Origin of the sequence: Glutamicibacter arilaitensis (assembly GCF_044793945.1) — a bacterium.
In the GTDB taxonomy this organism is placed as follows: Bacteria; Actinomycetota; Actinomycetes; order Actinomycetales; family Micrococcaceae; genus Glutamicibacter; species Glutamicibacter arilaitensis_B.
The window spans coordinates 1,887,523-1,910,625 of sequence record NZ_CP084994.1; the positions used below are offsets into that span (position 1 = coordinate 1,887,523).

The 23,103-nt window shown below is 59.2% G+C and carries 18 protein-coding genes; 7 read left to right on the top strand and 11 right to left on the bottom strand.

Annotated elements, in window-relative coordinates; translation table 11 throughout:
- The first annotated feature begins 54 nt into the window (after positions 1 to 54).
- Positions 55 to 456 carry a DUF4870 domain-containing protein gene (locus tag LG294_RS08700; protein ID WP_404291436.1) on the top strand — a complete coding sequence of 134 codons (402 nt, stop codon included), beginning with the start codon at positions 55 to 57 and terminating at the stop codon, positions 454 to 456.
- A gap of 17 nt (positions 457 to 473) precedes the next feature.
- Here LG294_RS08700 and hemW read toward each other — a convergent pair whose 3' ends face one another.
- Positions 474 to 1,703: a radical SAM family heme chaperone HemW gene (hemW, locus tag LG294_RS08705; protein WP_404291438.1), complete on the bottom strand. Its 1,230-nt coding sequence runs from the start codon at positions 1,701 to 1,703 to the stop codon at positions 474 to 476.
- Positions 1,704 to 3,548, bottom strand: a complete 1,845-nt coding sequence (gene lepA, locus LG294_RS08710) for a translation elongation factor 4 (protein ID WP_404291440.1) — start codon at positions 3,546 to 3,548, stop codon at positions 1,704 to 1,706. It abuts the gene before it with no gap.
- Between the two features lie 112 nt (positions 3,549 to 3,660).
- Between lepA and LG294_RS08715 the strand changes: the two genes are divergently transcribed.
- The 3 genes from LG294_RS08715 to LG294_RS08725 all read left to right on the top strand — a co-directional run bounded on the left by LG294_RS08715 (position 3,661) and on the right by LG294_RS08725 (position 5,256).
- Positions 3,661 to 4,227 carry a type II toxin-antitoxin system PemK/MazF family toxin gene (locus LG294_RS08715; RefSeq protein ID WP_404291442.1) on the top strand — a complete coding sequence of 189 codons (567 nt, stop codon included), beginning with the start codon at positions 3,661 to 3,663 and terminating at the stop codon, positions 4,225 to 4,227.
- A gap of 170 nt (positions 4,228 to 4,397) precedes the next feature.
- Positions 4,398 to 4,658, top strand: coding sequence for a 30S ribosomal protein S20 (rpsT, locus tag LG294_RS08720; protein ID WP_404291444.1), 261 nt, complete (start codon positions 4,398 to 4,400; stop codon positions 4,656 to 4,658).
- Positions 4,659 to 4,821: 163 nt separating this feature from the next.
- Entirely contained in the window at positions 4,822 to 5,256 is a 435-nt protein-coding gene (locus LG294_RS08725; RefSeq protein WP_404291446.1) for an SRPBCC domain-containing protein, read from the top strand.
- Between the two features lie 14 nt (positions 5,257 to 5,270).
- Here the strand turns inward: LG294_RS08725 and holA are convergent, their stop codons facing one another.
- From holA to leuS, 5 genes are read right to left on the bottom strand one after another with little or no spacing between them, the layout of a single operon-like run.
- The gene (gene holA, locus LG294_RS08730; protein WP_404291448.1) at positions 5,271 to 6,263 is read right to left on the bottom strand and encodes a DNA polymerase III subunit delta; all 993 of its coding nucleotides are present in this window, start codon (positions 6,261 to 6,263) and stop codon (positions 5,271 to 5,273) included.
- A 34-nt stretch (positions 6,264 to 6,297) separates the two neighbouring features.
- A complete protein-coding gene (locus LG294_RS08735) occupies positions 6,298 to 8,568 on the bottom strand; it encodes a ComEC/Rec2 family competence protein (RefSeq protein WP_404291450.1) in 2,271 nt (756 codons plus the stop codon).
- Positions 8,565 to 9,197, bottom strand: coding sequence for a helix-hairpin-helix domain-containing protein (locus tag LG294_RS08740; RefSeq protein WP_404291452.1), 633 nt, complete (start codon positions 9,195 to 9,197; stop codon positions 8,565 to 8,567). The genes LG294_RS08735 and LG294_RS08740 overlap by 4 nt, the downstream gene beginning before the upstream one ends.
- 21 nt (positions 9,198 to 9,218) lie before the next feature.
- Positions 9,219 to 10,151: a DegV family protein gene (locus LG294_RS08745; protein ID WP_404291454.1), complete on the bottom strand. Its 933-nt coding sequence runs from the start codon at positions 10,149 to 10,151 to the stop codon at positions 9,219 to 9,221.
- A 9-nt stretch (positions 10,152 to 10,160) separates the two neighbouring features.
- Positions 10,161 to 12,680, bottom strand: a complete 2,520-nt coding sequence (gene leuS / locus LG294_RS08750; RefSeq protein WP_404291712.1) for a leucine--tRNA ligase — start codon at positions 12,678 to 12,680, stop codon at positions 10,161 to 10,163.
- 495 nt (positions 12,681 to 13,175) lie between these two features.
- Between leuS and LG294_RS08755 the strand changes: the two genes are divergently transcribed.
- Positions 13,176 to 14,993, top strand: a complete 1,818-nt coding sequence (locus LG294_RS08755) for an HNH endonuclease signature motif containing protein (protein WP_404291456.1) — start codon at positions 13,176 to 13,178, stop codon at positions 14,991 to 14,993.
- Positions 14,994 to 15,137: 144 nt separating this feature from the next.
- On the opposite strand, the gene glpK is transcribed toward LG294_RS08755, so the two are convergent.
- Genes glpK through LG294_RS08770 form a run of 3 tightly spaced genes read right to left on the bottom strand, consistent with a single transcriptional unit; the run spans position 15,138 to position 19,141 of the window.
- Positions 15,138 to 16,658, bottom strand: coding sequence for a glycerol kinase GlpK (gene glpK, locus LG294_RS08760; RefSeq protein ID WP_404291458.1), 1,521 nt, complete (start codon positions 16,656 to 16,658; stop codon positions 15,138 to 15,140).
- Between the two features lie 17 nt (positions 16,659 to 16,675).
- Complete coding sequence (locus LG294_RS08765) at positions 16,676 to 17,407, bottom strand: MIP/aquaporin family protein (RefSeq protein WP_404291460.1); 732 nt, start codon at positions 17,405 to 17,407, stop codon at positions 16,676 to 16,678.
- A 54-nt stretch (positions 17,408 to 17,461) separates the two neighbouring features.
- A complete protein-coding gene (locus LG294_RS08770) occupies positions 17,462 to 19,141 on the bottom strand; it encodes an FAD-dependent oxidoreductase (RefSeq protein ID WP_404291462.1) in 1,680 nt (559 codons plus the stop codon).
- Positions 19,142 to 19,219: 78 nt separating this feature from the next.
- Here LG294_RS08770 and LG294_RS08775 point away from each other — a divergent pair, with 78 nt between their 5' ends.
- Both LG294_RS08775 and LG294_RS08780 read left to right on the top strand, forming a co-directional pair.
- Complete coding sequence (locus LG294_RS08775) at positions 19,220 to 20,257, top strand: sugar-binding transcriptional regulator (protein ID WP_404291464.1); 1,038 nt, start codon at positions 19,220 to 19,222, stop codon at positions 20,255 to 20,257.
- Between the two features lie 10 nt (positions 20,258 to 20,267).
- On the top strand, positions 20,268 to 21,134 hold the full coding sequence (locus LG294_RS08780) for an alpha/beta fold hydrolase (protein WP_404291466.1): 867 nt from the start codon (positions 20,268 to 20,270) through the stop codon (positions 21,132 to 21,134).
- Between the two features lie 7 nt (positions 21,135 to 21,141).
- Here the strand turns inward: LG294_RS08780 and LG294_RS08785 are convergent, their stop codons facing one another.
- On the bottom strand, positions 21,142 to 23,103 hold the full coding sequence (locus tag LG294_RS08785; protein ID WP_404291469.1) for a primosomal protein PriA: 1,962 nt from the start codon (positions 23,101 to 23,103) through the stop codon (positions 21,142 to 21,144).

Sequence of the window (23,103 nt, forward strand, 5' to 3'; positions counted from 1 at the left end):
TAGATCCTCGATAGAATCAGATTGACAACACCCTCCTATCCAAGGAAGCGCCACGTGACTGCACGCAAGACCGTACCACCGGAAAATTCACGCTTCGAAGGTTCCAAGGTCTCGGCTTTGCCCTTGACTCCCTCTGAGGACCGTCAATGGGCCATGATGTCGCATTTCGGCGCAGTACTGGGATGCATTCCAGCGGCCATCATCTTCGCCGTGTACCGCGACCGCGGACCTTTCACCTCGCAAGAGTCGAAAGAAGCGTTCAACTTCACGTTCCCGCTAACCATTCTGGCAATCCTCTTGAACGTGCTGACTCTTGTGCCCGGGCTTGGTTGGGTCTTTGCTGTAGCAACCGTCGCACTGTGGGTCTATATGACACTGATGGGCGCCCGTGCAGCCATCCAGGCTAACAAGGGACGCCCATACCGCTACGCTTTCAACCTGCGGCTAATGAAGTAACAAACCCTGTTGAAACTTTAGAAGTCCAACAGTTCGCGCACTACAAGGTCGGCCAGGAGCCGGCCTCGTTGCGTTAACACGATAGTTCCGGCAAAGGCCGCCTTGGGTTCGATCAGTTCGTCGGCAATGAGTCCCGCGACTGCCCGACGACCATGCTCATCCAGTTCGGCGATCGGCATGCCGCTGTCTAATCGGGTCAACAGCATCGTTCGCTCTAGTTTGACCGCCTCGGCATCGGGGAACTCGCGGCCATGGCCTGGCGAGATTCCACCGTCGATCCGCTGCTGATAGGCCGAAGGGTGCTTGACATTCCACCAGCGCAGGCCACCAACGTGTGAGTGGGCGCCGGGTCCAGCACCCCACCAGTCTCCACCTTGCCAGTAGGCGACGTTATGCCGGCAAGCATGCCCATCGCCCTTGGCCCAGTTGCTGACTTCATACCAGTTGAAACCAGCGGCGGCGAACATCTCGTCGGCAATCTGATACTTTTCGGCATGATCGTCATCGTCGATATTCGGCACCTGACCGCGACGAATTTGCGCTGCAAGCTTGGTGCCATCTTCGATAATTAGCGCATAGGCCGAAATATGGTCCGGCTCGTAGCTCAGGGCCGCTTCGACGCTTGTACGCCAATCTTCCACGGACTCCCCCGGGGTCCCATAGATCAGGTCTACACTCACATCTAGGCCGACCTCACGAGCCCACTGGACCACCTGCGGCACCCGCTTGGGATCGTGGGTTCTTTCCAGAACAGCCAGCACATGTGGCACCGCAGACTGCATGCCGAAGGACACGCGCGTAAACCCGCCATCCTTGAGCTCTTGCAGGCTCTCGCGGGTCACCGAATCAGGGTTCGCCTCGGTGGTGACCTCGGCGCCGGGCTTCAAACCGAACTCGCTAGTGATCCGAGCCAATACCGACACCAGGTCGCTAGCCGGCAGCAACGTGGGTGTGCCGCCACCGAAGAAGACGGTTTCGATTTCACGATGCGGCAAGCCGGACTTATCCATCACTCCACGAGCGAAACTGATTTCCTGGCTAACTGTGGCTGCATAGCTGGCCTGGCTCGCCCCGGAACCCAGTTCCGTTGCCGTGTAGGTGTTGAAGTCGCAATATCCACACCGAACGGTGCAGAACGGAATATGAACATAAAAGGACATGGTCCGCTCCTGCGCATTGTGCGAGCACAATGCGGGGAGCAGACCATCGGCTGGAGCCGGATCGCCATCAGGCAAAACTGAGGGCATTTACTTCTTTTTCTCTTCGCCTGTGGACAACGCGGCGATGAAGGCTTCCTGCGGAACCTCCACACGACCAACCATTTTCATTCGCTTCTTACCAGCCTTCTGCTTTTCAAGCAGTTTACGTTTACGGCTAATATCGCCGCCGTAGCACTTAGCCAGAACGTCCTTGCGGATGGCTCGGATGGATTCTCGGGCAATGATGCGCGATCCGATAGCGGCCTGAATAGGCACCTCGAACTGCTGGCGTGGAATCAGTTCGCGAAGCTTGCCGGTCATCATCACGCCGTATGAGTATGCTTTGTCGCGGTGCGTGATCGCGCTAAACGCGTCCACCTGCTCACCTTGCAACAGAATGTCGACCTTGACCAGGTCTGCAACCTGCTGCCCGTCGGCTTTCCAGTCCAAGGATGCATAACCACGCGTACGTGACTTCAGGTGGTCGAAGAAGTCGAAAACGATCTCGGCCAACGGGAGCGTGTAACGCATTTCTACGCGCTCTTCGCTGAGGTAATCCATGCCGCGCAAGGTGCCACGGCGCCCCTGGCATAATTCCATGACGGAACCGATGAATTCCGCTGGCGCAAGAATAGTTGCCGAGACCAAAGGTTCGTGAACCTCAAGAATCTTGCCTTCAGGGAATTCCGAAGGGTTAGTCACTGTGGTCAACTGCTTGTCTTCGCCCATGACTTCGTAGACCACGTTCGGAGCGGTAGAAATTAGGTCGAGGTTGAACTCGGCCTCCAAACGCTCACGAGTGATTTCCAAGTGCAGGAGCCCCAAGAAACCAACGCGGAACCCGAAGCCCAAAGCAACGGAGGTCTCTGGCTCGTAAACCAGGGCAGCGTCATTGAGCTGAAGCTTATCCAAGGCGTCGCGCAGCGCGGGGTAATCTGTACCGTCCATTGGGTATAGACCAGAGAACACCATAGGCTTCGGGTCTTCATAGCCGCCGAGGGTCTCGGTGGCAGGCCTCAAGCTATTGGTGACCGTGTCGCCGACCTTAGACTGGCGTACATCCTTCACGCCAGTGATCAGGTAGCCAACTTCACCTACACCCAGTCCTTTACTTGGAACCGCGTTTGGTGAGGAGACGCCAATTTCGAGCAGTTCGTGCGTGCTGCCGGTGGACATCATCTGGACGCGTTCGCGCGGTCGCAACATGCCATCGACGACTCGAACATAGGTGACCACACCGCGGTAGGTGTCGTAGACCGAGTCAAAGATCATTGCACGTGCAGGAGCATCGGCCACACCAACCGGCGGCGGAAGCTGCTTGATAACTTCGTCCAGGAGCTCCTCGACGCCCTGACCGGTTTTACCTGAAACCTTCAAGACATCGTCGGGATCGCAACCGATGAGATTCGCCAATTCTTCGGCATACTTTTCCGGTTGCGCGTTGGGCAGGTCAATCTTGTTGAGCACCGGAATGATATTCAGATCGCTCTCGATGGCCAAATATAGGTTCGCCAAAGTCTGCGCTTCAATACCCTGTGCGGCATCAACTAGCAGAACAGCACCTTCACAGGCAGCTAGGGAACGCGAAACCTCATAGGTGAAGTCAACGTGGCCAGGCGTATCGATCATGTTCAGCGCATAGGTCACGCCGTCAACTTCCCAAGGCATGCGGACAGCCTGGGACTTGATGGTGATACCACGCTCACGTTCGATGTCCATGCGGTCCAAGTACTGGGCCTTCATGTCGCGGGCTGAGACCACGCCGGTGGACTGCAACATGCGATCAGCCAGGGTGGATTTACCGTGGTCGATATGGGCAATGATGCAGAAGTTACGGATGAGCGACGGATCGGTCGCGGCTGGCACCTGGGCGGTGCGGGCCAATGGAGACACCTAAGCAGACCTCATTTGCAAACTAAGAATAGACGCGGAATTAGGCTCCATTCTGTCATGATTTACGCGTCACTACCTATTTGGAACCGCGAGCCCTGATAGTTTGTCGATCATGGCTTTGAATGTGCAGAAAATTCTTTCCCTCGTTGTGCGTGCAGTTAAAGTGTTTAACTCCGCACGTTCGAACGGTTCAAACAACTCCACCACTACCCGCCGGACGAGCAATGCTCCGAGCCGAGTTCCTCAGGCTCACGGAAACAGCAATGACCGGTCCGACGTTCCTGGCTCTGGCTACCCGGGTGATTTCCGCGGCACAGTCCACTACGAATACAACCCGAGCCTCGATGGTGAAGCGGATCCCGGTGAGGTGGTCTGGGGCTGGGTCCCTTACGAAGAGGATCCCAGCCAGGGAAAGGATCGCCCAGTACTAATTATTGGTCGCGACGGCAACTGGTTGCTTGGCCTCATGCTCACCAGCAAAGACAAAAACAATGATGGCCGCAGCAATCCGGACTATCTGGACATCGGCACTGGCTCCTGGGACCGCGAGCGTCGCCCCAGCGAGGTCAAGCTCGATCGAATTATCCGACTAGCACAAAGCGCGGTGCGTCGCGAGGGAGCCATCCTCGATGAGCAACGCTTCCGCAATGTGGTGAACGCCCTAAATAACGGCCGCTAGGCGTTGGTCGTTGCCGTGGCGTTCTGCTAGAGTTAATTCTTGTGTGTCACGCAGGTTGGGTGACACGCCCCCTTTGGGTCGCCATAGGTGCCCCACACCGCTCAGTCGATGGCCCGAAGGATGAACCCTCTACCGACCGTATTTCGCAATAAACGAGAGAGTTTATTAAAGTGGCAAACATCAAGTCCCAGAAGAAGCGTAACCTTACCAACGAAAAGGCTCGCCTACGTAACGTAGCAGTCCGCTCGGAAGTTAAGACCGTGATCCGTAACGTCAACGACGCAATTGTCGCCGGTGACAAGGATAAGGCAACTGACGCATTGCGTCTAGCTGGCAAGAAGCTCGACAAAGCTGTTAGCAAGGGTGTTCTTCACAAGAAGAACGCTGCTAACCGTAAGTCGTCGATTGCCAAGAAGGTTAACGCCCTCTAAGCAACGCTAAACTTCAGCAAGATCCTCGAAACCCTTGGGTTTCGAGGATCTTGTGCTTTAATCACCACTTTTATGCCACGTAGCACTGCGTTAGTGTTCAGCTATGCCTATAGTCAAAAAATCAGTTGATAGCGGCTTAGGAAGTGTCCTTCATCAATGGGAGATGCCTGCCACTCCAGATCAAGTGTGGCAGGCGCTGACCGCAGCCGAGACGTTGCCCAGTTGGCTCGGCAAACTGGATTCCGGAACTTTTGAGGTCGATCAAGTGATCACGATTGAGCATGCGCCGAATTATTTCTGTACCTCAAAGGTGCGACGATGCGAAACGCAAAAGCTATTGGCCATGTCCTGGCAGTTCCCCGATGAAGAACCTTCCGAATTGCAGATCGAACTGATCGGGCGAGAATCCACCACCGAGTTGCGGCTCGTACATCGGGGTTTAACCGGTGAAACCGCCAGCTATCTGATCGGCTGGCACACTCATCTGTTGTACTTGGAATACCTGATCGCCGGCACGCCTCGCCCTATGGATGATTTTTGGTCTCTCTACGACCAACTCGCCAGCGCTAGCGAGTACGGTGAGACGAACGCGAAATGAAGAAACTAGTTGGGCTATCGCTGTGGTGCTTTGGAGGCAATAAACAAGATCGCGCGTTCTAAGGCATAGCCTGGCGAACGCCCACCGCCTTTGACCATGCGATCGGTTTGCGCGATGTTCTCGATGCACAACACCACATCAGCACGTTTCCAACCGCGTGCTTGCTGTTGGGCGGCTTGGACTTGCCACGGAGCCATACCCAGTTCCGAGGCCAAGGACGCAGCCGGCTCATTGACCCCGAGAACTTTCGCCAACTGACGAACCTTCATCGCCAAGGTGGCGACGATGGGAATTGGATCCGTTCCGGTGTCCAAGGAATGGCGCAAGGTGGTCAACGCCAATTGCGCATTCCCAGCCAGAGCGGCATCCGCCACTTTGAAAGCCGTCGCTTCGATTCGTCCACCGTAATACCGGTCAACAACCTCTTGGTCAATGGTCCCCGTAGTGTCCTGAATCAGCTGGTGACAGCTGGATCCAAGCTCTGCCAAGGAATTGCCCACCGCAGCCACCAATGACTTCACCGCATCATTGGTAATACGACGCTTGGCTGATTTGAATTCGGCCTGTACGAAGTCAATTTTCTCCGCGTCACGTTTAATTGGCTGGCAATTTACGATCAACGCGCCGGAGGACTTAATGGCGTCCAGCAATTTCTTGCCGCGAGTCCCCCCAGAGTGGTGCATGATCAGCACATTCTCTGGTGCCTGATCCTTTACATAGTTCAAGGCATCTTTGAGGAAGTACTCGTTCATCGACGCTAGGTCGTGTACTTCAACGAGGTTTGCACTGGAAAACAACGAGGAGCTAGTGGCTAGCAACAGTTCGCCTGGCTCGTAGTTGGCCGCATTGAGCCGGGTATGTTGGATGTCCTCGCGGGTTGCAGCTTGGCTGCGCAACAGTTCGAAAGCTCGCGATGCGAGATACTGTTCGGATCCGGTCAGCAGAATCAAGGGTTGGGGTGTCAAATCCCGCCAAGATATTCCCGGAGATGCTTGCGCGCGTGCCATCGAGCTCCTTTATGCGTCTTGCGTTATCTCGATCCTACCGAACTGCCGGCCCGATCGCCGTGGCGAGCACGTTGCCCGGTTCAAATGTGAGCAGAACCGTACCTTCAAGATCGGATCTGATGACACGAGTGCCGGTTCTCTGCGCGGCATCGAGTATTTCTTGATGCGGATGACCATAGGAATTGTCTTTGCCAACTGATATCAAAAGGACTCGGGGCTTTAGTTTTTCAATAATTTCCGTGCCCCCATTCCGCGCTCCGTGATGCGAAGCCTTGAGCACTTGAACCGGGGGTTGCGGCAGCTCGGATAGCAACTGGTGCATTGCTTCTTCTTCCAGATCCCCGGCGGTAAAGAAGCTCACAACTTGATCTTGGACAAGAAAATCAAAGACGATCACTAAGGAGGTGTCATTCGGTTCCGCATATCGCGCGCTGATTTCATTTGGCCCTATCACTCTGTAATGCACGGTGTCCGTGCCAGCGCTATCCCCCGGTTTGAGGACTGCTGTACCCGGCCAGCGGCTAGGGTCGAAGCCGGTGGAAACTAAACGCTCATCGATTTGCAGTCCTGTCGCTTCCACCTCGGCGAAACCGCCGAAATGATCTGCGTGTTCGTGCGTGATGAAAACCTTGGATAGCTTTTGGATCCCAAGCTGTTTGACGCAGGCAGCCACGCCCCCATCGGGCGGTCCGGCGTCCAGGAGCCACCCTTCGTCGGGACCAGTATGAATCACGAACGCGTCTCCCTGTCCTACGTCGCACATCGCGACATTCCATTCCACTGGGATGGCCGGACGGTAGAACAAGGTCGCCGGCAGCACCATCGCAGCAAGAAGGACCACGACCACCGCCAACGCGATGCCAGCCAGCCGATGAATACTCGCGTGCTCGCTTTCATAAGTGCTTAGCAGCAGGACGGCGAACACCACCGAGAATCCAACCGCGAGGCCGATACCGGCAATTCCAGGCGGCCAGGGACGTGAGGCTCCGGGTAGCTCAATCACCCAAAGCGCGAGCTTTCCGATCCAGCATGCCGGGAGCCCTGGCACCCAAAGTAATATGTCGGCAACCGCAGGCAGCGGAGTGCAGAACAGCAGGCAAATGACGCCCACGCTGGTGATCAGGGGCAGCAATGGTGCAACCAATAGGTTGACAGGCAATGAGTACAGACTGAAATTCGAGTTCAAGGCGATGATCACGGGAAGACAAGTGAACTGCGCGGCACAACAAATTGCAGTGAGTTGTGCAAACCAGATCGGGAAGACGCGTGAGAGGATTTCAGTGATTGCCGGGGTCAGCACGATGATGCCCAATGTGGCAAGAACTGATAAAGCGAATGCCGGTTCCACTGCTAGTGACGGATCGATGAGCAATAATACGGTTCCGGACAGACTCAATATTCCTAGGGATCCGCGCCCACGACCCAGCATGAGCGAAATGGTTGCGATGATGCCCATCAAACCGGCGCGAAGCACGCTCGGGTCAGGTCCCACGAACCAAATGAATAATGCCAGAAAACCGATGCTCAATAGTGCGGCCGGCACCCTGGGCACGGAGAGGAGCCTGAGGATAACGAGCGCCATGGCGCCAAGCAGTGCCACATTTGAGCCGCTGACCGCGGTGAGGTGGCTCAGACCGCTGTCTTTCATAGCCGCGGACAGTTCTTCGCTTTGCCCCGAGCGGTCCCCGTAAAGCATGCCCGGAAGAAGTCCGCGAGCCTCATCCGGAAGATTTTTCACGCTCAACGTGAACCTGCTTTTCAGATAATCTGCCGGCGTCGGTTCCTGCCACGTCTGGACTACAGGTTCGCTCTTTGCCTTCGCCCACCAAGCGAAGGCGCCTTTCGTGCCGGTAGATTGCAGGTCAAGAATTGTTTCGAACTCATCCGCGCCGGGTTGCAGCGGGTAGGGCAGGCTCAGATACACGGGCGTGGGGCAAGCGATCCAACGGTCCTTGTCCCAATATTTTATTATCTGCGCAATTCCCTTGCTCATTCCTTCCCCGTCGAGGCGCGGCTGATCAGTGAAGGAAATTACCACCCGTCGCTGTTGTTCTGCACCCTCAGGCAGTTGGCAATTATCCTGCCCTAGGGTGACCACGCTGACGCTGATCGAAGCCAGGAGCAAGAGCAGTGGGCCGGTAAACCAAGGCGCGGAGGAAGGCGCATCGTGTCGCCTGCGTAGCAATAGCGCAAAAATTATCAGGAAGAGCAGCAGCACGATTGCGGTGATTAAGAACGGCGGTTGCATGTAGGCGGTCACCCACGCTCCAGCCAAAATCCAAAGTCCACGAAAATCTGTCTTCACGGGATCACCAGTTCCGCGAGCTCTCCCAAGAGCACCGGGCCGATTCCAGAAACCGCGTCGAGTTCCTCAACACTGGTGAAGGGTCCATTTTTGTTCCGAAAATCGATAATTCGCTTGGCCAGCGCCGGGCCAATGCCCGGAAGCGTCTGCAAGGCCTCTGCATCAGCCTGGTTAAGCGAAACCTTCGAGTTACCCCCTTGGGCTGGCTGCTCCCCCAGCGTTGCGGTGGAATCGGTAGTTTCGGGCAGGATGATTTGTTGGCCGTCGGTGAGTTTGGCCGCCAAGTTCAAGAGATCCGGACGCGCTTTTTTGGTCATGCCGCCGGCTTTGTCGATCGCATCGGTAATCCGCGAACCGTCGGGAAGCTCATACACGCCCGGCTTTTTCACCGCCCCGACCACATGAACGGTGACCGTCGCGAGCTTTTCGGTGGCCGCCGGGTGTTCAGGATCTGCCACCAGTGGAATGGAATCGAGTTCTTCGGCCTCCGGTGGCGGCGAGAAGATGATTGAGAAGGCAACCCAGACCAGAACCACGAGTACCAGCACGAGGGCAGCGACCCGCGACACGGCGAAGCGCAAGCGGGTCGGCCGTGGCGCAAATTTACTGAAGAAGTCGTGGCGCCCCATGGCCGACAGTCTGCGCCACAGCTACGAAGGGAGCTGTTCCTCCGGCTCGGATTGTGGATTCAGCGGCGCGACGGCCACGGCGAGTACCCCGATGCCGGTATGCGCCGCAAGCACAGCGGGCAGGGATTCGATCGACACCTGCTGTTCGCTGAGCGGGGCGAGTTCGTTAGCGATTTCGGTGGCAAGTTCAGCCGCCCCGAAGTGCATCACGCCAATGCGTACCGGCCCCTGGGCTTCAGTGGCCGCTTGGGCCCCGAGCGCTACCAGTCGTGCCTGGGCACGGGCGAAAGACCGCGGTTTTTCGATCGGGTGAATCGCTCCGTCTGCGATGCTCAAAATCGGTTTGACGTTCAGCAGGTTGCCAACCACCGAAGAGATGGTGCTGATTCGTCCGCCGCGGCGCAACTGCTCAAGACTTGGCACGGCGAAGTAGACGGAGTTCTGCGTCGCGCTGCGAGCGATCTGCTCAAGCATTTCCAACGGTGCGCCGGCATCGCGAGCAGCAAGCACATCGGCGACCGCAAATCCTTGGGGCATGGCTACGGTCCGCGAATCGATAACCTTCACCGGGACCTCGATGCCCTCCGCTGCCAAGCGCGCGGCCTCCACCGTTCCGGATAGCTGCCCGGAAAGGTGAATGGAAATGATCGACTCGCAGCCGGCGGCGGCTAACGCCCGGTAGACGCGAGTGAATTCTCCCGGTGCCGGACGCGAAGTCTTGACGGGTTTGCCCATGGCAAGTCCCATCATCAAGGCGTTCAGATCCTCGCCGTGCACGTGGTTGTCCACGATAATCGGGATTCCCAGGCAGGCAAAATCTTCGCTGTCCAGCAAGTGTGCTGGCAGGCATGCGGCGGAGTCGGTGACCACGCCGATTCTGGTACGCGCAAGCCCACGCGGGGCCAGCCACTTAGGCAGCCAGCCCGCGCGTGGGCTCTTCGTGCGTTCGTTCATGCCCTGAGCTTACGGTGCCGGAACCACATTCACGAGCTTTGGCGCACGGACGATGACCTTCAACGGTTCTTTTCCGTCGAGCATGCGAATCACCGTCTCATGTGCCAAGGCCTGCTCGCGCAGGTCATCCTCGGAAATGTCGATCGGAACTTCCAGACGCGCGCGGACCTTGCCCTTGATCTGGACCACTGCGGTCACCGTATCGTCGACCAGCAGCGACTCGTCGACCTCTGGCCAATCGCTGTTCACAACGCTCGGTTCGTAGCCAAGTTCGGCCCACATATCCTCTGCGGTGTAGGGGGCGAACATCGACAGCAGCTGAGCGGTGACGGTGGCCGCCTCGCGGACGGCCGGGTCAGCCGAGCCGGCACCGGAATCGATGGTCTTGCGGGCCGCGTTGACCAATTCCATGGTCTTGGCGATCACCACGTTGAACTTGCCCGAATCCAGCAGTTGGGCTGCCTCATGCACGGTGCGGTGGGTGACCTGGCGCAGCGCCTTGTCACCGGTGCTGAAGTCCACGCCCTGGGCGCTGGTGACATCCTGGGCGATGCGCCAGGCGCGGGCCAGGAACTTCTGCGATCCGCTTGGCGACACGTCGGCCCAGTCCACGTCGTCTTCCGGCGGGGAGGCGAAGATCATGGTCAGCCGCACCGCGTCAACGCCGAACTTGTCCAACTGCTCGCCGAGGTCCACACCGTTGCCCAGGGACTTGCTCATGGCCTTGCCGCCGTTGAGCACCTGGCCCTGGTTAAGCAACGCGCTGAACGGCTCGGTCGCGTCGATCAGGCCGAGGTCGTGGATGACCTTGGTGAAGAAGCGCGAGTACAGCAGGTGCAGGATGGCGTGCTCGACGCCGCCGACATACTGGCCTACCGGCATCCAGTCGCGCACTGCCTTCGGATCGAAGGGGCCCTCGGTGTAGTGCGGGGAGACGAAACGCAGGAAGTACCAGGAGGAATCCACGAAGGTGTCCATGGTGTCGGTGTCGCGCTTGGCGGCTTTCCCGCACTGCGGGCAGGCAACGTTGACCCACTCTTCGACGGCGGCCAGCGGGCTGGTGCCCTTGGGTGCCAGCTGCTCGCCGCGCAGATTATCGGGCAGGCGCACCGGCAGCTGGTCATCCGGTACCGGGACCTCGCCGCAATCGGCGCAGTGGATGATCGGGATCGGGGTGCCCCAGAAGCGCTGGCGGCTCAGCAGCCAGTCACGCAACCGGTAGTTGATCGTGTGTTCGCCGGTGCCAGCGGTCTCGACGATCTCAATCGCCTTGGCGACCGCCTCGGTCTTGGTCAGCCCGGAAAGCTCGCCGGAGTTGACCAGCTTTCCTTCGCCGGCCGTCGCGGTTCCCGACACTGCCGGGTCCTCTTCGCCGGTTTCCACGACCACGCGCACTGGCAGGTCGAAGGTGCGGGCGAAGTCCAGGTCGCGCTGGTCGTGCGCGGGCACGGCCATGATCGCACCGGTGCCGTAGTCGGCCAGCACGTAATCCGCGGCCCAGACCGGCAGCTTCTCGCCCGAGAGCGGGTTGATCGCGTAACGGCCGGTGAACACACCGGTCTTTTCGCGCTCGCTTGACTGGCGTTCGATTTCCGAGAGCGTCTTGACCTGCTCCTGGTAGGACTCCAGCGCTTCGCGGTGCTCGTCGGTGACCAGCTCATTGGCCAGCGCGGCATCCGCGGCGACGACCATGAACGTCGCCCCGTAGAGGGTGTCCGGGCGGGTGGTGAAGACCGGGATCTTCACCTCGGCCAGGGACTCGTGGGCCTCGATCTGGAAGGTCACCTGAGCGCCTTCGGAACGCCCGATCCAGTTCTTCTGCATCAGCAGCACGCGCTCTGGCCAGTGGCCCTTGAGCGCATCCATGTCTTCGAGCAGGCGATCGGCGTAATCGGTGATCTTGAAGTACCACTGGTTCAGCGACTTCTTGGTCACTTGGGTGCCGCAGCGTTCGCAGGCTCCGTTGACTACCTGTTCGTTGGCCAGCACGGTCTGGTCCGTCGGGCACCAGTTGACCGGGTGGTCCTTGCGGTAGGCCAAGCCCTTTTCGTAGAACTTGTTGAACAGCCACTGCGTCCAGCGGTAGTACTCCGGATCCGAGGTGTGCAGACGGCGATCCCAGTCGGCGGAGATGGCGTAGCGCTTGAAGCTCTCGGCCTGGGTATCGATGTTCTTGTAGGTCCACTCGGCCGGATGCGCATTGCGCTTAATGGCGGCGTTTTCAGCGGGCAGGCCGAAGCTGTCCCAGCCGATGGGATGCATGACGTCAAAGCCACGCAGGCGCCAGTAACGTGCGACAACATCGCCCATGGCAAAGGCCTCCGCGTGTCCCATGTGCAGGTCGCCGGAGGGGTAAGGGAACATATCCAGCACGTAGCGACGTTCACGGGTGCCATCGTCGGCGGGCTTGAACACTTCTAGTTCATCCCAAACCGGTAGCCACTTGGACTCGAGGTCCTTGAAGTCGTAGGTTCTGGTCTCGTTCGTCGATGATGTCACTGAGCTCGTCTCACAAACTTGCGGAAAAATTTCCTGACGGAAAAACTTGGTATTGTCTCCAGACACAACAAAAGCCCCCAAATTGCCACTCGGGGGTACGGCCTCGGGCCGCTCTTAGACTAGGTCGCGCTGAAAATGCATACAGCGATTCTATCGCAGTTCCCGCCGCACCGGTGCATCGATGAACCGCCAACTGCCCCGCACCAAAAACGGCACGCCATACAGTCGCCTCCCCGCTCCGCTTCGAGCAGACCTTCTCTCGGTGTATCGCTGCCCGAGCGCCATCCGGTGCCGCAGCAATAATCACGCACCACCATCTTCATCCGCAATGCCGCAAAGCCCCGCAGACTCTGGCAGTCAGGGCCTGGAACTAAGCGGTGCGAGCTTTCCCAGTGGCCAACTGCGCTGTGATCCGCCGATCGGCCAATCATCCCTCGATGACCGCGCAAGATTTATTCTGGCGACTTATCCACACATCGAGGGCGAAGCTGAGCAGCAAGATCGCCTAGGCCGAATCATGGAGCTATGAACACGCCAGCACTCATCACAGCGCTGCACACCTTGTGCAGAGCCCCGCTTCAGTTCGGGGCGCACCTCACCGGTGCCATGCTCGTGCAACTGGGAGTCCAATGCCTGGCCCTGTTCACCGCCATCGGCCACCTGGTCCACCAGTCCGGGGACCCGCGGCTCGTCTTGGCCTACTCGGATATGGTGGAGCAATTCGCCCAACAGTTGCACCTGGCTCAGCTGACCATCGCACTGGACGCGGAGGCCAGCGGCGCGCATGCCTTGAGTTTGGAAACCTACGATGCCCTGCGCGACGGTACCTGCAGCTTCGAGGCAAACCCCGAACTAGCCGCCGGCCGCACTTGCTATAAGAGCACCGGGGATCTGCTCGCCGCCTGGCTCGGGCTGAACTACTTCGAGGCTCAACGCCGCATCGAGGATGCCCACTTGCTCATCGGTCGCCGCACCCCGCAAGGCACCATCTGCGAGCCGCGCTTCCCGCACCTGGCTAAGGTATATTCCGAGGGCAGCGCGGACCGCCGCACCATCGCAGCCACCGCACGGCGTCTAGAGAAGCTCGAAACTACCGACACCACCTTCGACGGTATCCCTGCAGAATTGAAAGCACGCGATACCGACGGCCGTTTACTTGAAGAGCACGCTGCAGAGTCGCTACGCGGGCTTGGCCCAAATGCGGCGCGCAAAGAGATCAGCACTCGGATCAGTCTGTACAAGCAACTCAACGGCGATAAGCTGCCGCCGAAACTCGGCCTGTTCATCGGTCCGGTGGTCCAAGGAGTTCACGAATTCACCCTTCGCACTCTTGCCACGCAGGCACAGCTGATCCGCTCGATGGCCGTGCAGTCAAGCGACCCTCGCACCAAGGCTGGCAAAGCGGCTCGCTCCCACGCTCAAGCCGACGGCAATTCCGAAACAATCAACGACCCAGCCTCAGATCCGGTAGCCACTGAGCCCACGGACCTGGCCGCAGCAGAGCCAGTTGAAATATCCGGCTTGCCCGGCACAACCATGGAGACGACGGCCGAAACACCGCAATGGATGCGCACCGAGTTGCCAATGCCCGCTTGGGCCTGCGCAGACCCCGAAACGACCGAGGCTGCACCCGACCAAGTAGCAGCCGGCGGCGAGGATGATGCAAACGGAGAATCTGCTTCCGGATCCGGAGAGGTCAGCGTCGAATTGCGCAGGCTCAACGCGCTCATGGCGATTCTCGCCTCTCCCGCGGTCGGAGGAAAGAGCCATCCGGTTATTCCCCGATTCTTCGTCTATATGTGGCTCAGCGACCTGCAGAATTTGGGCCGGGCCCATGGAATAACTTCTAACGGCGTTCAACTTCCGCCCGGCGAGCTCAGACGGGCCCTGGCAAAAGCAAATGTGATCCCCGTGGTGCTCGGCGGCAACAGCCAGCCCTTGGACATGGGCAGATCCAGGCGCTACCACGAGGGCTACGTGAGGATGGGTGTGCTGGCGCGCGATCGAGGCTGCATAGTGCCCGATTGCACCACGGCACCGGATCAAGTTGAAATCGACCATTACAAGCGCCCATGGTCCGAAGGCGGGACCACGAGTGTTCGTTCCGGGGTGGCAGTCTGTCCCGATGGCCACCACAGCCGCCATGTCGGGCACATCGATATCGTCGACGTCGACGGCCTGCCACACGTCATCCTGCCACCACACCTGGACCCGGAACAGAAACCGCGGCGCAACACCTATTGGGACGCACTGCAGTTGGGTGACGCGCCGATTCCCGACCCCGCCAATTCAGAGTCAGCCGATAGCCCCGAGATGGAAGACCCACCGGAAAACCTCGGTTGATGAGCCCAAATCCTCCAGATGATCGACTGGCATCTGACTGGCACCGCCGGTTAAAAGAAGCAGACCTTGAATCAACGTTCATCGGTTGATTCAAGGTCTGCTTCTTTCCGCTCACCGGCAATGTCGATGGCGGCGAAGGCCGAATTAGGCCTTCGTGTCCTCATCCACCCAGTCGAAGGTGCGAGTAACTGCCTTTTTCCAAAGGCGCAGGCTACGCTCGCGCTCTTCTTCACCCATGGCCGGCACCCAACGCTTGTCCTCGGACCAGTTGGTTTCCAGTTCGCCAAGGCCTTTCCAGAAGCCCACGGCCAGGCCAGCGGCATATGCCGCCCCTAGTGCGGTGGTTTCGGTGACCTTTGGACGAACCACCGGAACACCAAGGATGTCGGCCTGGAACTGCATCAGGCTTTCGTTGGCCACCATGCCGCCGTCGACCTTCAGTTCGGTCAGTGGCACTTCGGCGTCCGCGTTGACCGCATCAAGCACCTCGCGCGTCTGGAAGGCGGTGGCCTCCAGCGCGGCACGGGCAATATGGTTTTTGTTCGCGAAGCGAGTCAGGCCCACGATGGCGCCACGAGCCTCGGCCCGCCAGTATGGGGCGAACAGGCCGGAGAACGCAGGGACAATGTAGACGCCGCCGTTGTCGTCAACCTTGGCTGCCAGCTCTTCGATTTCTGGAGCAGTGGCGATCATGCCGATGTTGTCGCGCAACCACTGCACCAGCGAACCAGCCACTGCAATCGAGCCCTCCAAGGCATACACCGGAGCGTCATCACCCAGCTTGTAGGCCATGGTGGTCAGCAAACCGTTGGAGGAATGCACGATCTCGGTGCCGGTGTTGAAGATCAAGAAGCAACCGGTACCGTAGGTGTTCTTCGCAGTACCGGCAGTGAAAGCCGCCTGGCCGAAGGTGGCGGCCTGCTGATCGCCCAGGATGCCGGCGACAGGAACTTCGCGAAGCAACTGGTTGCCGGCCACCGTTCCGTAGACCTCAGATGAGGAACGAATCTCTGGCATCATCGAAACCGGAACACCGAAGTCCGCCAGAATCTGCTCGTCCCAGGACAGGGTCTTCAAATCCATGAACAGGGTGCGCGAAGCGTTGGTCACATCGGTGACGTGCACACCGCCGTCCACGCCGCCAGTCAGGTTCCACAGCACCCACGAATCGGTGGTGCCGAAAATCAGGTCACCGGCTTTAGCCCGTTCGCGAGCGCCTTCGACGTTGTCCAGGATCCACTTGATCTTGGTTCCGGAGAAGTAGGTGGCCAGTGGCAGGCCGACGCGGTCCTTATAACGGTCCACTCCCCCCTCCTTGGCCAAGTTGTCGACGATGTCCTGGGTGCGGGTGTCCTGCCAGACAATTGCGTTGTACACCGGTTCGCCAGTGTTCTTGTCCCAGACCACCGCGGTTTCCCGCTGGTTAGTGATGCCGACAACTTCGATGTCGTGGCGGGTCAGGTTAGCTTTGGAGAGGGCCTGGCCGATGACTTCGCGGATGTTGTTCCAGATTTCGGCTGCGTCGTGCTCCACCCAACCCGCCGCCGGGAAAATCTGTTCGTGCTCGAGCTGGCCTACCGAGATGACCTCGCCTGCATGATCGAAGACGATGGCTCGGGAACTGGTGGTTCCCTGGTCAATTGCGATGACATATTTTTCACTCATGATTCACATCTCTCTTTCTAGAACAGTAGACCGGCGCCGACGCCGCCTAGTAGACCACCGATGACCGGACCGGTGATTGGCACCCAAGCGTAAGCCCAGTCCGAAGAACCCTTGCCCTTGATAGGAAGGATAGCGTGTGCAAGTCGAGGACCGAGGTCACGAGCTGGGTTGATGGCGTAGCCGGTTGCTCCACCGAGGGACAAGCCGATAGCTACAACTAGCAGTGCGACCGCTAGTGGGCCCAGTTGGTGGGGGGTCTTACCCAGACCGGCGATGACGAAGACGAGCACGAACGTGCCAAATACCTCGGTGACGACATTCCAGCCGTAGGAGCGGATCGCCGGACCGGTGGAGAACACGCCTAGCTGCGTGCCGGCGTTCTGCTTGTCATCGAGATGCTTTTTGTAGGCCAGCCAGGTACCGACCGCGCCGAGGAAGGCACCGATTAGCTGGGCCAAGAAGTAGAGCATGGTATTGGCAAAGGTGATTGCGACGCCCGGTGCATATTCGGTGATATCTGGGTTGATCATGATGCCCAGGGTTACGGCGGGGTTCAGGTGAGCACCTGAGATACCGGCGACCCAGACACCGCAGTAGACGCCTAGACCCCAGCCGAAGCTGATGGCGAGCCATCCGGCAGCGCTACCAAGGGTGCCTTTCAACGCGACATTGGCGCAGACACCGCCGCCCATGAGTAGAAGGATAAATGTGCCGGCTAGTTCGGCAAGAAACACGTGAGTGGACAACATTGACCTCTTAGTGATTTCGTAGGCCGACGGCAATCTGCCGTCGGACGGTGCAGATTACGCGAGGATGACCCCATGGCTGTCTGCAAGTACCGAGAGCGAATGGTCGATCTCGGCTTCGGTCTGGGACTGATCCCAGCCCATTGGTGTCACGAGGTGCGAGGCTACCTCGATGACCAAAGCTTTAGTAACCAACCCGCGGAAGGCGAGATTGGTTCGCCGGATGAAGACGTCAATCAGGCGACCCACCTGCTCATCTTCAACCAAATAGGTGAGTTCTTCGACGGACAGTTCGCTGCTGTGCTCCAGGAGCTCTTCCCGCTCGCCTAGCTGTTCCAGCACCGCGTCTGCCCTGGTGCCGTAGCGCTCGAGCAAGACACGCAGACGTGAATGCGGTGCACGCTGTTCGCGAGCGGCATACCATGCGGCAAGCTCACCATCGTTCTTCGGGAAGTTCTTGCCGCCGCCGATGGCCACGCCTTCGGTGCTGACCTTTGCGCTTTCGCCCAGGAAGGCCAAGGCCTTGCCCCCGAGGTTTTCGGCCAGCGCACGGAAAGTGGTCCATTTACCGCCGATCAGCGAAAGCATCGTGGTGGTATCGGTCAGGCGGGTTTCTTTCACCTGGTAATCGCGCGAGACGAAGCCTGGGGCGGTATCGTCGTGGTTTGGCAGGGGACGAACGCCGGAGAACTTGTAGACGATATCTTCCTCAGCCACGGTGATCCGCGGGAAGACCTGTTGAATCAGGTCGAAGAAGTAGTCCACTTCCTCATCGGTGCAAACTGCAGGCTCACGCATATCGTGTTCCAAGTCGGTGGTGCCCACCAGGACACGACCGAGCATCGGGTAGATCAAAACAATGCGGCCGTCTTCATTTTCGAAGAAGATCTCACGCCCGCCCGTGGCCGCAAGCAGTTCCGGGTGATCCAGCACGATGTGCGAGCCCTTGGTGCCACCGGTCCACTTGGTTTGCTTACCGAGATCCGCGTTAGTCAGGTCAACCCAGGCGCCGGTGGCGTTGATGATGACCTCGGCGTCGAAATCGAATTCCTCACCGGTGAGTACATCGCGTAATTTCGCGGTTCCCGACTCAACTCCTGCAAGTTCAACGTAGTTCGAGGCGCGTGCTTGGTCGTTGGACTTCAATCCGTCACGCAATACATCCAGGGTAAGCCGTTCGGGGTTATGCACGGAGGCGTCAAAGTAGGTAGCCGTGTACTTCACGTCGTCACGCAAAGCCGGCAGATCCTTAAGGGCGGCCTTGGCGCCCTTGAAGTTATGCCACGGGGTGTTGCGTCCCCCAACGCCGGCAAATACGTCATACATGATCAGGCCGGCTTTGATAAGTGCCGCACCTCGTTCGGTAGGCTTTCCCGACTTGTGGCTCAAGAAGCGCATCGGGGCGCTGAGAATTCCGGAGAACGTGGAGAAGATCGGAATCGTGGTCTGCAGCGGTTTCACATAGTGCGGTGCGATCTCCAAAAGGGAGTTGCGTTCCTGCACCGATTCGTGGACCAATCGGAACTCGCCGTTTTCCAGGTAGCGGATACCGCCGTGAATCATATGCGAGCTGGCACCCGAGGCACCCTGGCAGTAGTCGCCTCGTTCCACGAGGGCTACGTCGATTCCCTGCATCGCCAGGTAGCGGAAAGTTGCTACGCCATTGATGCCGCCACCGACAACGAGCACGCGCGCCTTTGGCCGTGCACGTAGTTGCTCTAGCTGGTCCCGATTCACGATTACATGCCCCTTTATTGACGATTGGTACGTGTCAACAGTTAGTCTGGTCACCATGGAACGAAACGGTCAAACGAAATGCACAAACGTGCAGAAATGGTCCGATTGATGCAGATATCCCCCAGCACCGGTCCGTATAAACTGCCCAATCCTGGCACATCCGTGCAAGCCAGCCCGAAGGCGAAGGATGCGCTGCGTGCGGCTCAGTTGTACTACCTGCAGGATATAAAGATGGAGGTGATCGCCCGAGAACTCGGCGTTTCCCGCTCCACGGTCTCCCGCTTGCTCTCCCACGCCAAACGCACGGGGATGGTGTCGGTGAAGATTAATCCCTCCGCAAACATGTCCGCGCTAGTCGGCAACCAGCTCGCCGAGCAGTATGGGATCAGCGTGCATCTGGTCCCCACCGACGGTTCGATGGACGATACCGAACTACTCCAACGCGTTTCTGCGCACGCGGCCTACTTATTGGGCACCATGGTCGCCTCTTCCATGACCATCGGAGTTGCCTGGGGACAAACGATGCAAGCGGTCTCGGCAGCTTTGAACAGCCATCCCACCCATGATTCGGTGGTCGTCCAATTAAATGGGGCTGCAAACCCCGTTTCCAGCGGGGTGCGCTATGCAAGCGAAATCCTCACCCGCTTCGGCCAGGCGTTCACTGCGCGCACCGAGCAGTTCCCAGTCCCGGCCTTCTTCGACAAGGCCAGCACCCGTGAAGCGATGTGGCAGGAAACTTCCGTTCGACGCGTATTGAACATCCAGCAGGAAATGAATTTGGCGGTATTCTCGCTTGGCGCGGCCGATTCAAAGCTTGCCTCCCAGGTGTACCGCGGTGGCTATCTGAGCGAATCCGAAACTAAACAACTCCGAGACAAGGGTGTGGTGGGTGATGTCGCCACAGTGTTCTTCGACAAGCACGGTAACGACGCGAAAATCGATATCAATGCCCGAGCGACCGGACCGACCCTAGCCGCATTGCGTCAGGTGCCACGACGCTTCTGTGTGGTGGCCGGCCGGGGCAAGCTCAATGCCGTGCGTGGGGCACTCAATGGTGGGCTGATCACCGAGCTGGTCATCGATGAGGGCACTGCGATGGCCCTATTGGACGGGTAGGCTTTAAGCTATGAGCCCACGCACTGAATTGGTTACCACCCACGCCCTGTACGGCTCGACCACCAAGGTTTTCAGCTATCCAGCCTGCGCCGATAACAGCGCCGGGGTTATCTTTGCGATCCATGGATTTCGTGGAGATCATCACGGGCTGACCCGAATCATCGAGCAGCTGCCGCAATATACGATCATCGTGCCGGATCTGCCTGGGTTCGGCGCATCGACCTCGATGCAGGTGGATCATGACGTTGATGGCTATGCGATCGCGCTCAACGACCTGGCCGACGAACTTCAGTTACCTGCGGGCGCCATCTTGCTAGGTCATTCCTTTGGCTCATTGGTCGCCGCCAAGCTCGCCACGCAACGCGACTTTGCTGCGCTGCTCCTGCTCAATCCCATTTCCGAGTTGGCCCTTGACTCCTCACAGGCCTTTATCGCCAAGCTCACCGGTTTCTACTACACGCTATGCGCAAAGCTCCCTTCGCGCCTTGGCGAGGCGGTGCTCCGCTCAACGCTGTCCTCGGACGCGATGAGCCTGGTGATGACCAAAAGCAAGGATCCGCAGATGCGTGGATATGTGCGCGATCAGCACCGCGCCTACTTTGGCGGTTTCCATTCTCGCGACACACTCGCCCAGTCCTACCAAGCCTCGATCAGCGGCACGGTTGGCGAGTACTCCCGGGCAATCGGCATTCCTGCGTTGCTGGTTGGCGGCATGCTCGATGAGCTAGGCACGGCTCAAACTCAGGAAACTCTGCGGGCGAGCTTCAACCAAGCGGAACTGGTGATGCTGCCAGAAGTTGGACACCTGATCCACTACGAAAAAGCACCCGAAACCGCCGCAGCCATTACCGAGTTCCTGGCTCGACAGGACGTCTAAACGCGGATCAAAGTACCTCGTCGGGATCCACCGCGATATTGACCACCGGGTCTTTGGCGGCGGACATTCTGGCACGCAGTGCACGCAGGGTCGCGGTAACTGCCGCACCATCAGCGTAGGAGTAAAAGAGCACATAACGGTGTTCGATCGGTGGACCGTCGATTATCGTCGGTCCATGAATCTGAAGTCGGTCGCGCATTGCCGGGTCAAGTGCGGCGATCAACCGTTCGGAACCGGGGCCGGAAATCACCGCGCTGCGCACCGCTGGAGGTAGGCCAAGTTCACGCCGCTCCCCCAGCTCGCGCTCGGCAAAGCTCGCCGGGTCGTAGCGCACCAGAGCGGCACCTGCCGGGCTCGGTGTCCCGGTGAGCACCACTACCCCGGAGCTGCTGGCCATGGAGGCTGCGGTGAACCATCGGCTAAGCACTTCTTCGGTATTGCGCAGGGAATCATGGGCCAGCATCTTGTCGGCATCCAACAGGAGCACCGCGCTGTATCCGGCTTCCACGAAGGGTTCGACCCCCGGAGTGGCGACGACAAGCGCAGGTTTGCCGTTCAACTGCCGCACCGGTTTGGCACCAGTGGAGGAAATCACCGGCACCTTCGGGAAGGCGAGTCCCAGCTCATCTGCTGTGCGGTCGGCGCCGATGCTGGCTGCCCGGATGCGTGGAGAGCTGCATTCTGCGCAACGGTACTCGCGGTATTGCTCTCCGCACCATTTGCAAGCCACATGCTGACCTGAGCCGCCAAGCTGCAGCGGGCCCTGGCATTGTGGGCACCGTGCAAGGGTTCGACAGTCTTGGCAGGCCAGGGCGGGCATGAATCCGGTGCGGGCCACCTGGACTAAAACGGGGCCAGTTTCTAGTGCTTTAGTTGCCTCGCGCCAGGCAAGGGACGGGATTCGAGCCCGAGCCAGTACCGGATCGCGTTCCAGCTCGAAATCGTTGGTGGTGGCCACCACTCGCGCGGTCTGGGCGCGCAAAATCTCACGCGGCACCTTCAGCTCGATGGCCCAGCCGGTAGCGACCAGGCGCTGAGCCTCCACCGAGCGCGAGGGCGAGGCGATCAGCAGCGAGCAGTTTGCATGCGTGCTGCGCAGCAGCGCTACCTCGCGCGCATGCTGGTACGGTGCACGTTGTTCCCGATGGGATTGGTCCGAATCTTGCCACAGGACAATCAGACCAAGATCCGGCACATGGCATTGGGCCGCCGAACGGGTGCCGATCACGATCTGCACGTGGCCCCCGATGGCGCGCAAGAAGTTTCGGTACCGCGGCGTCGGCCCGTCATCGGCCTGCAAGCGCGCATAGCAATCTTTGCCGTAGTGTTCATCCAGGTGCTCGGCTAAGCGTTCCAGGTCGCTGGCATCCGGAACCAAAATCAGGACCCGTTGCGCACGCGCGAGCACCGGGCGGCAGGCATCCAGCAGGAATCCAGGCCAGGAGCCAAAGAAGTTCGGCACCCAGGTGGCCACGGCCCGCAGCGTGTCCCCATTGGCCCAGGCCTGCAGGGTTTGCGCTCCCTGCTCGTAGTGTTCGACCTGGTTCGGTGATTCTGGCAGGGTGGGCAGCTGGTCGAGCAGCTCTTCTTTTTCCACACGCGCGGCGCGTGGCGGCACGGCCAGGCGCACCACATCCCAGACGGTGCCGGCATAGCGATTCGCCACCAGCTCGGCGACCTCAAAAACTTCACGGTGCAAGACGACTTGGTCGCTGACCAGCTTCGCCAGTGCCTTGAGCTTGATCGGCGAGGGATGGTCTTCGAGGATTTCGGTGATGAACCCGGGCAGCTGCTGTGGACCGAAGGGCACCTTGACGCGCGCACCTACGGCCGCTGCTTGGACCATCGAGGGCGGCACCTCGTAGTCGAAAAGCCGGTCCAGATGCGGGACCGAAGAATCAATCAGCACCCGGGCAACCCGTTTGATACGGGCCGGCTCGGGTGCTGAGATCAGGGCATCCTGCTGCAC

Excerpts from the sequence above, each read along its gene's own strand:
- LG294_RS08725 (WP_404291446.1), top strand. The coding sequence starts at position 4,822 with ATGCCTGCCACTCCAGATCAAGTGTGGCAGGCGCTGACCGCAGCCGAG.
- hemW (WP_404291438.1), bottom strand. The coding sequence starts at position 1,703 with ATGCCCTCAGTTTTGCCTGATGGCGATCCGGCTCCAGCCGATGGTCTG.
- LG294_RS08745 (WP_404291454.1), bottom strand. The coding sequence starts at position 10,151 with ATGAACGAACGCACGAAGAGCCCACGCGCGGGCTGGCTGCCTAAGTGG.
- LG294_RS08740 (WP_404291452.1), bottom strand. The coding sequence starts at position 9,197 with ATGGGGCGCCACGACTTCTTCAGTAAATTTGCGCCACGGCCGACCCGC.
- LG294_RS08780 (WP_404291466.1), top strand. The coding sequence starts at position 20,268 with ATGAGCCCACGCACTGAATTGGTTACCACCCACGCCCTGTACGGCTCG.
- glpK (WP_404291458.1), bottom strand. The coding sequence starts at position 16,658 with ATGAGTGAAAAATATGTCATCGCAATTGACCAGGGAACCACCAGTTCC.
- LG294_RS08715 (WP_404291442.1), top strand. The coding sequence starts at position 3,661 with ATGGCTTTGAATGTGCAGAAAATTCTTTCCCTCGTTGTGCGTGCAGTT.
- LG294_RS08755 (WP_404291456.1), top strand. The coding sequence starts at position 13,176 with ATGAACACGCCAGCACTCATCACAGCGCTGCACACCTTGTGCAGAGCC.
- LG294_RS08775 (WP_404291464.1), top strand. The coding sequence starts at position 19,220 with ATGCACAAACGTGCAGAAATGGTCCGATTGATGCAGATATCCCCCAGC.
- holA (WP_404291448.1), bottom strand. The coding sequence starts at position 6,263 with ATGGCACGCGCGCAAGCATCTCCGGGAATATCTTGGCGGGATTTGACA.
- LG294_RS08765 (WP_404291460.1), bottom strand. The coding sequence starts at position 17,407 with ATGTTGTCCACTCACGTGTTTCTTGCCGAACTAGCCGGCACATTTATC.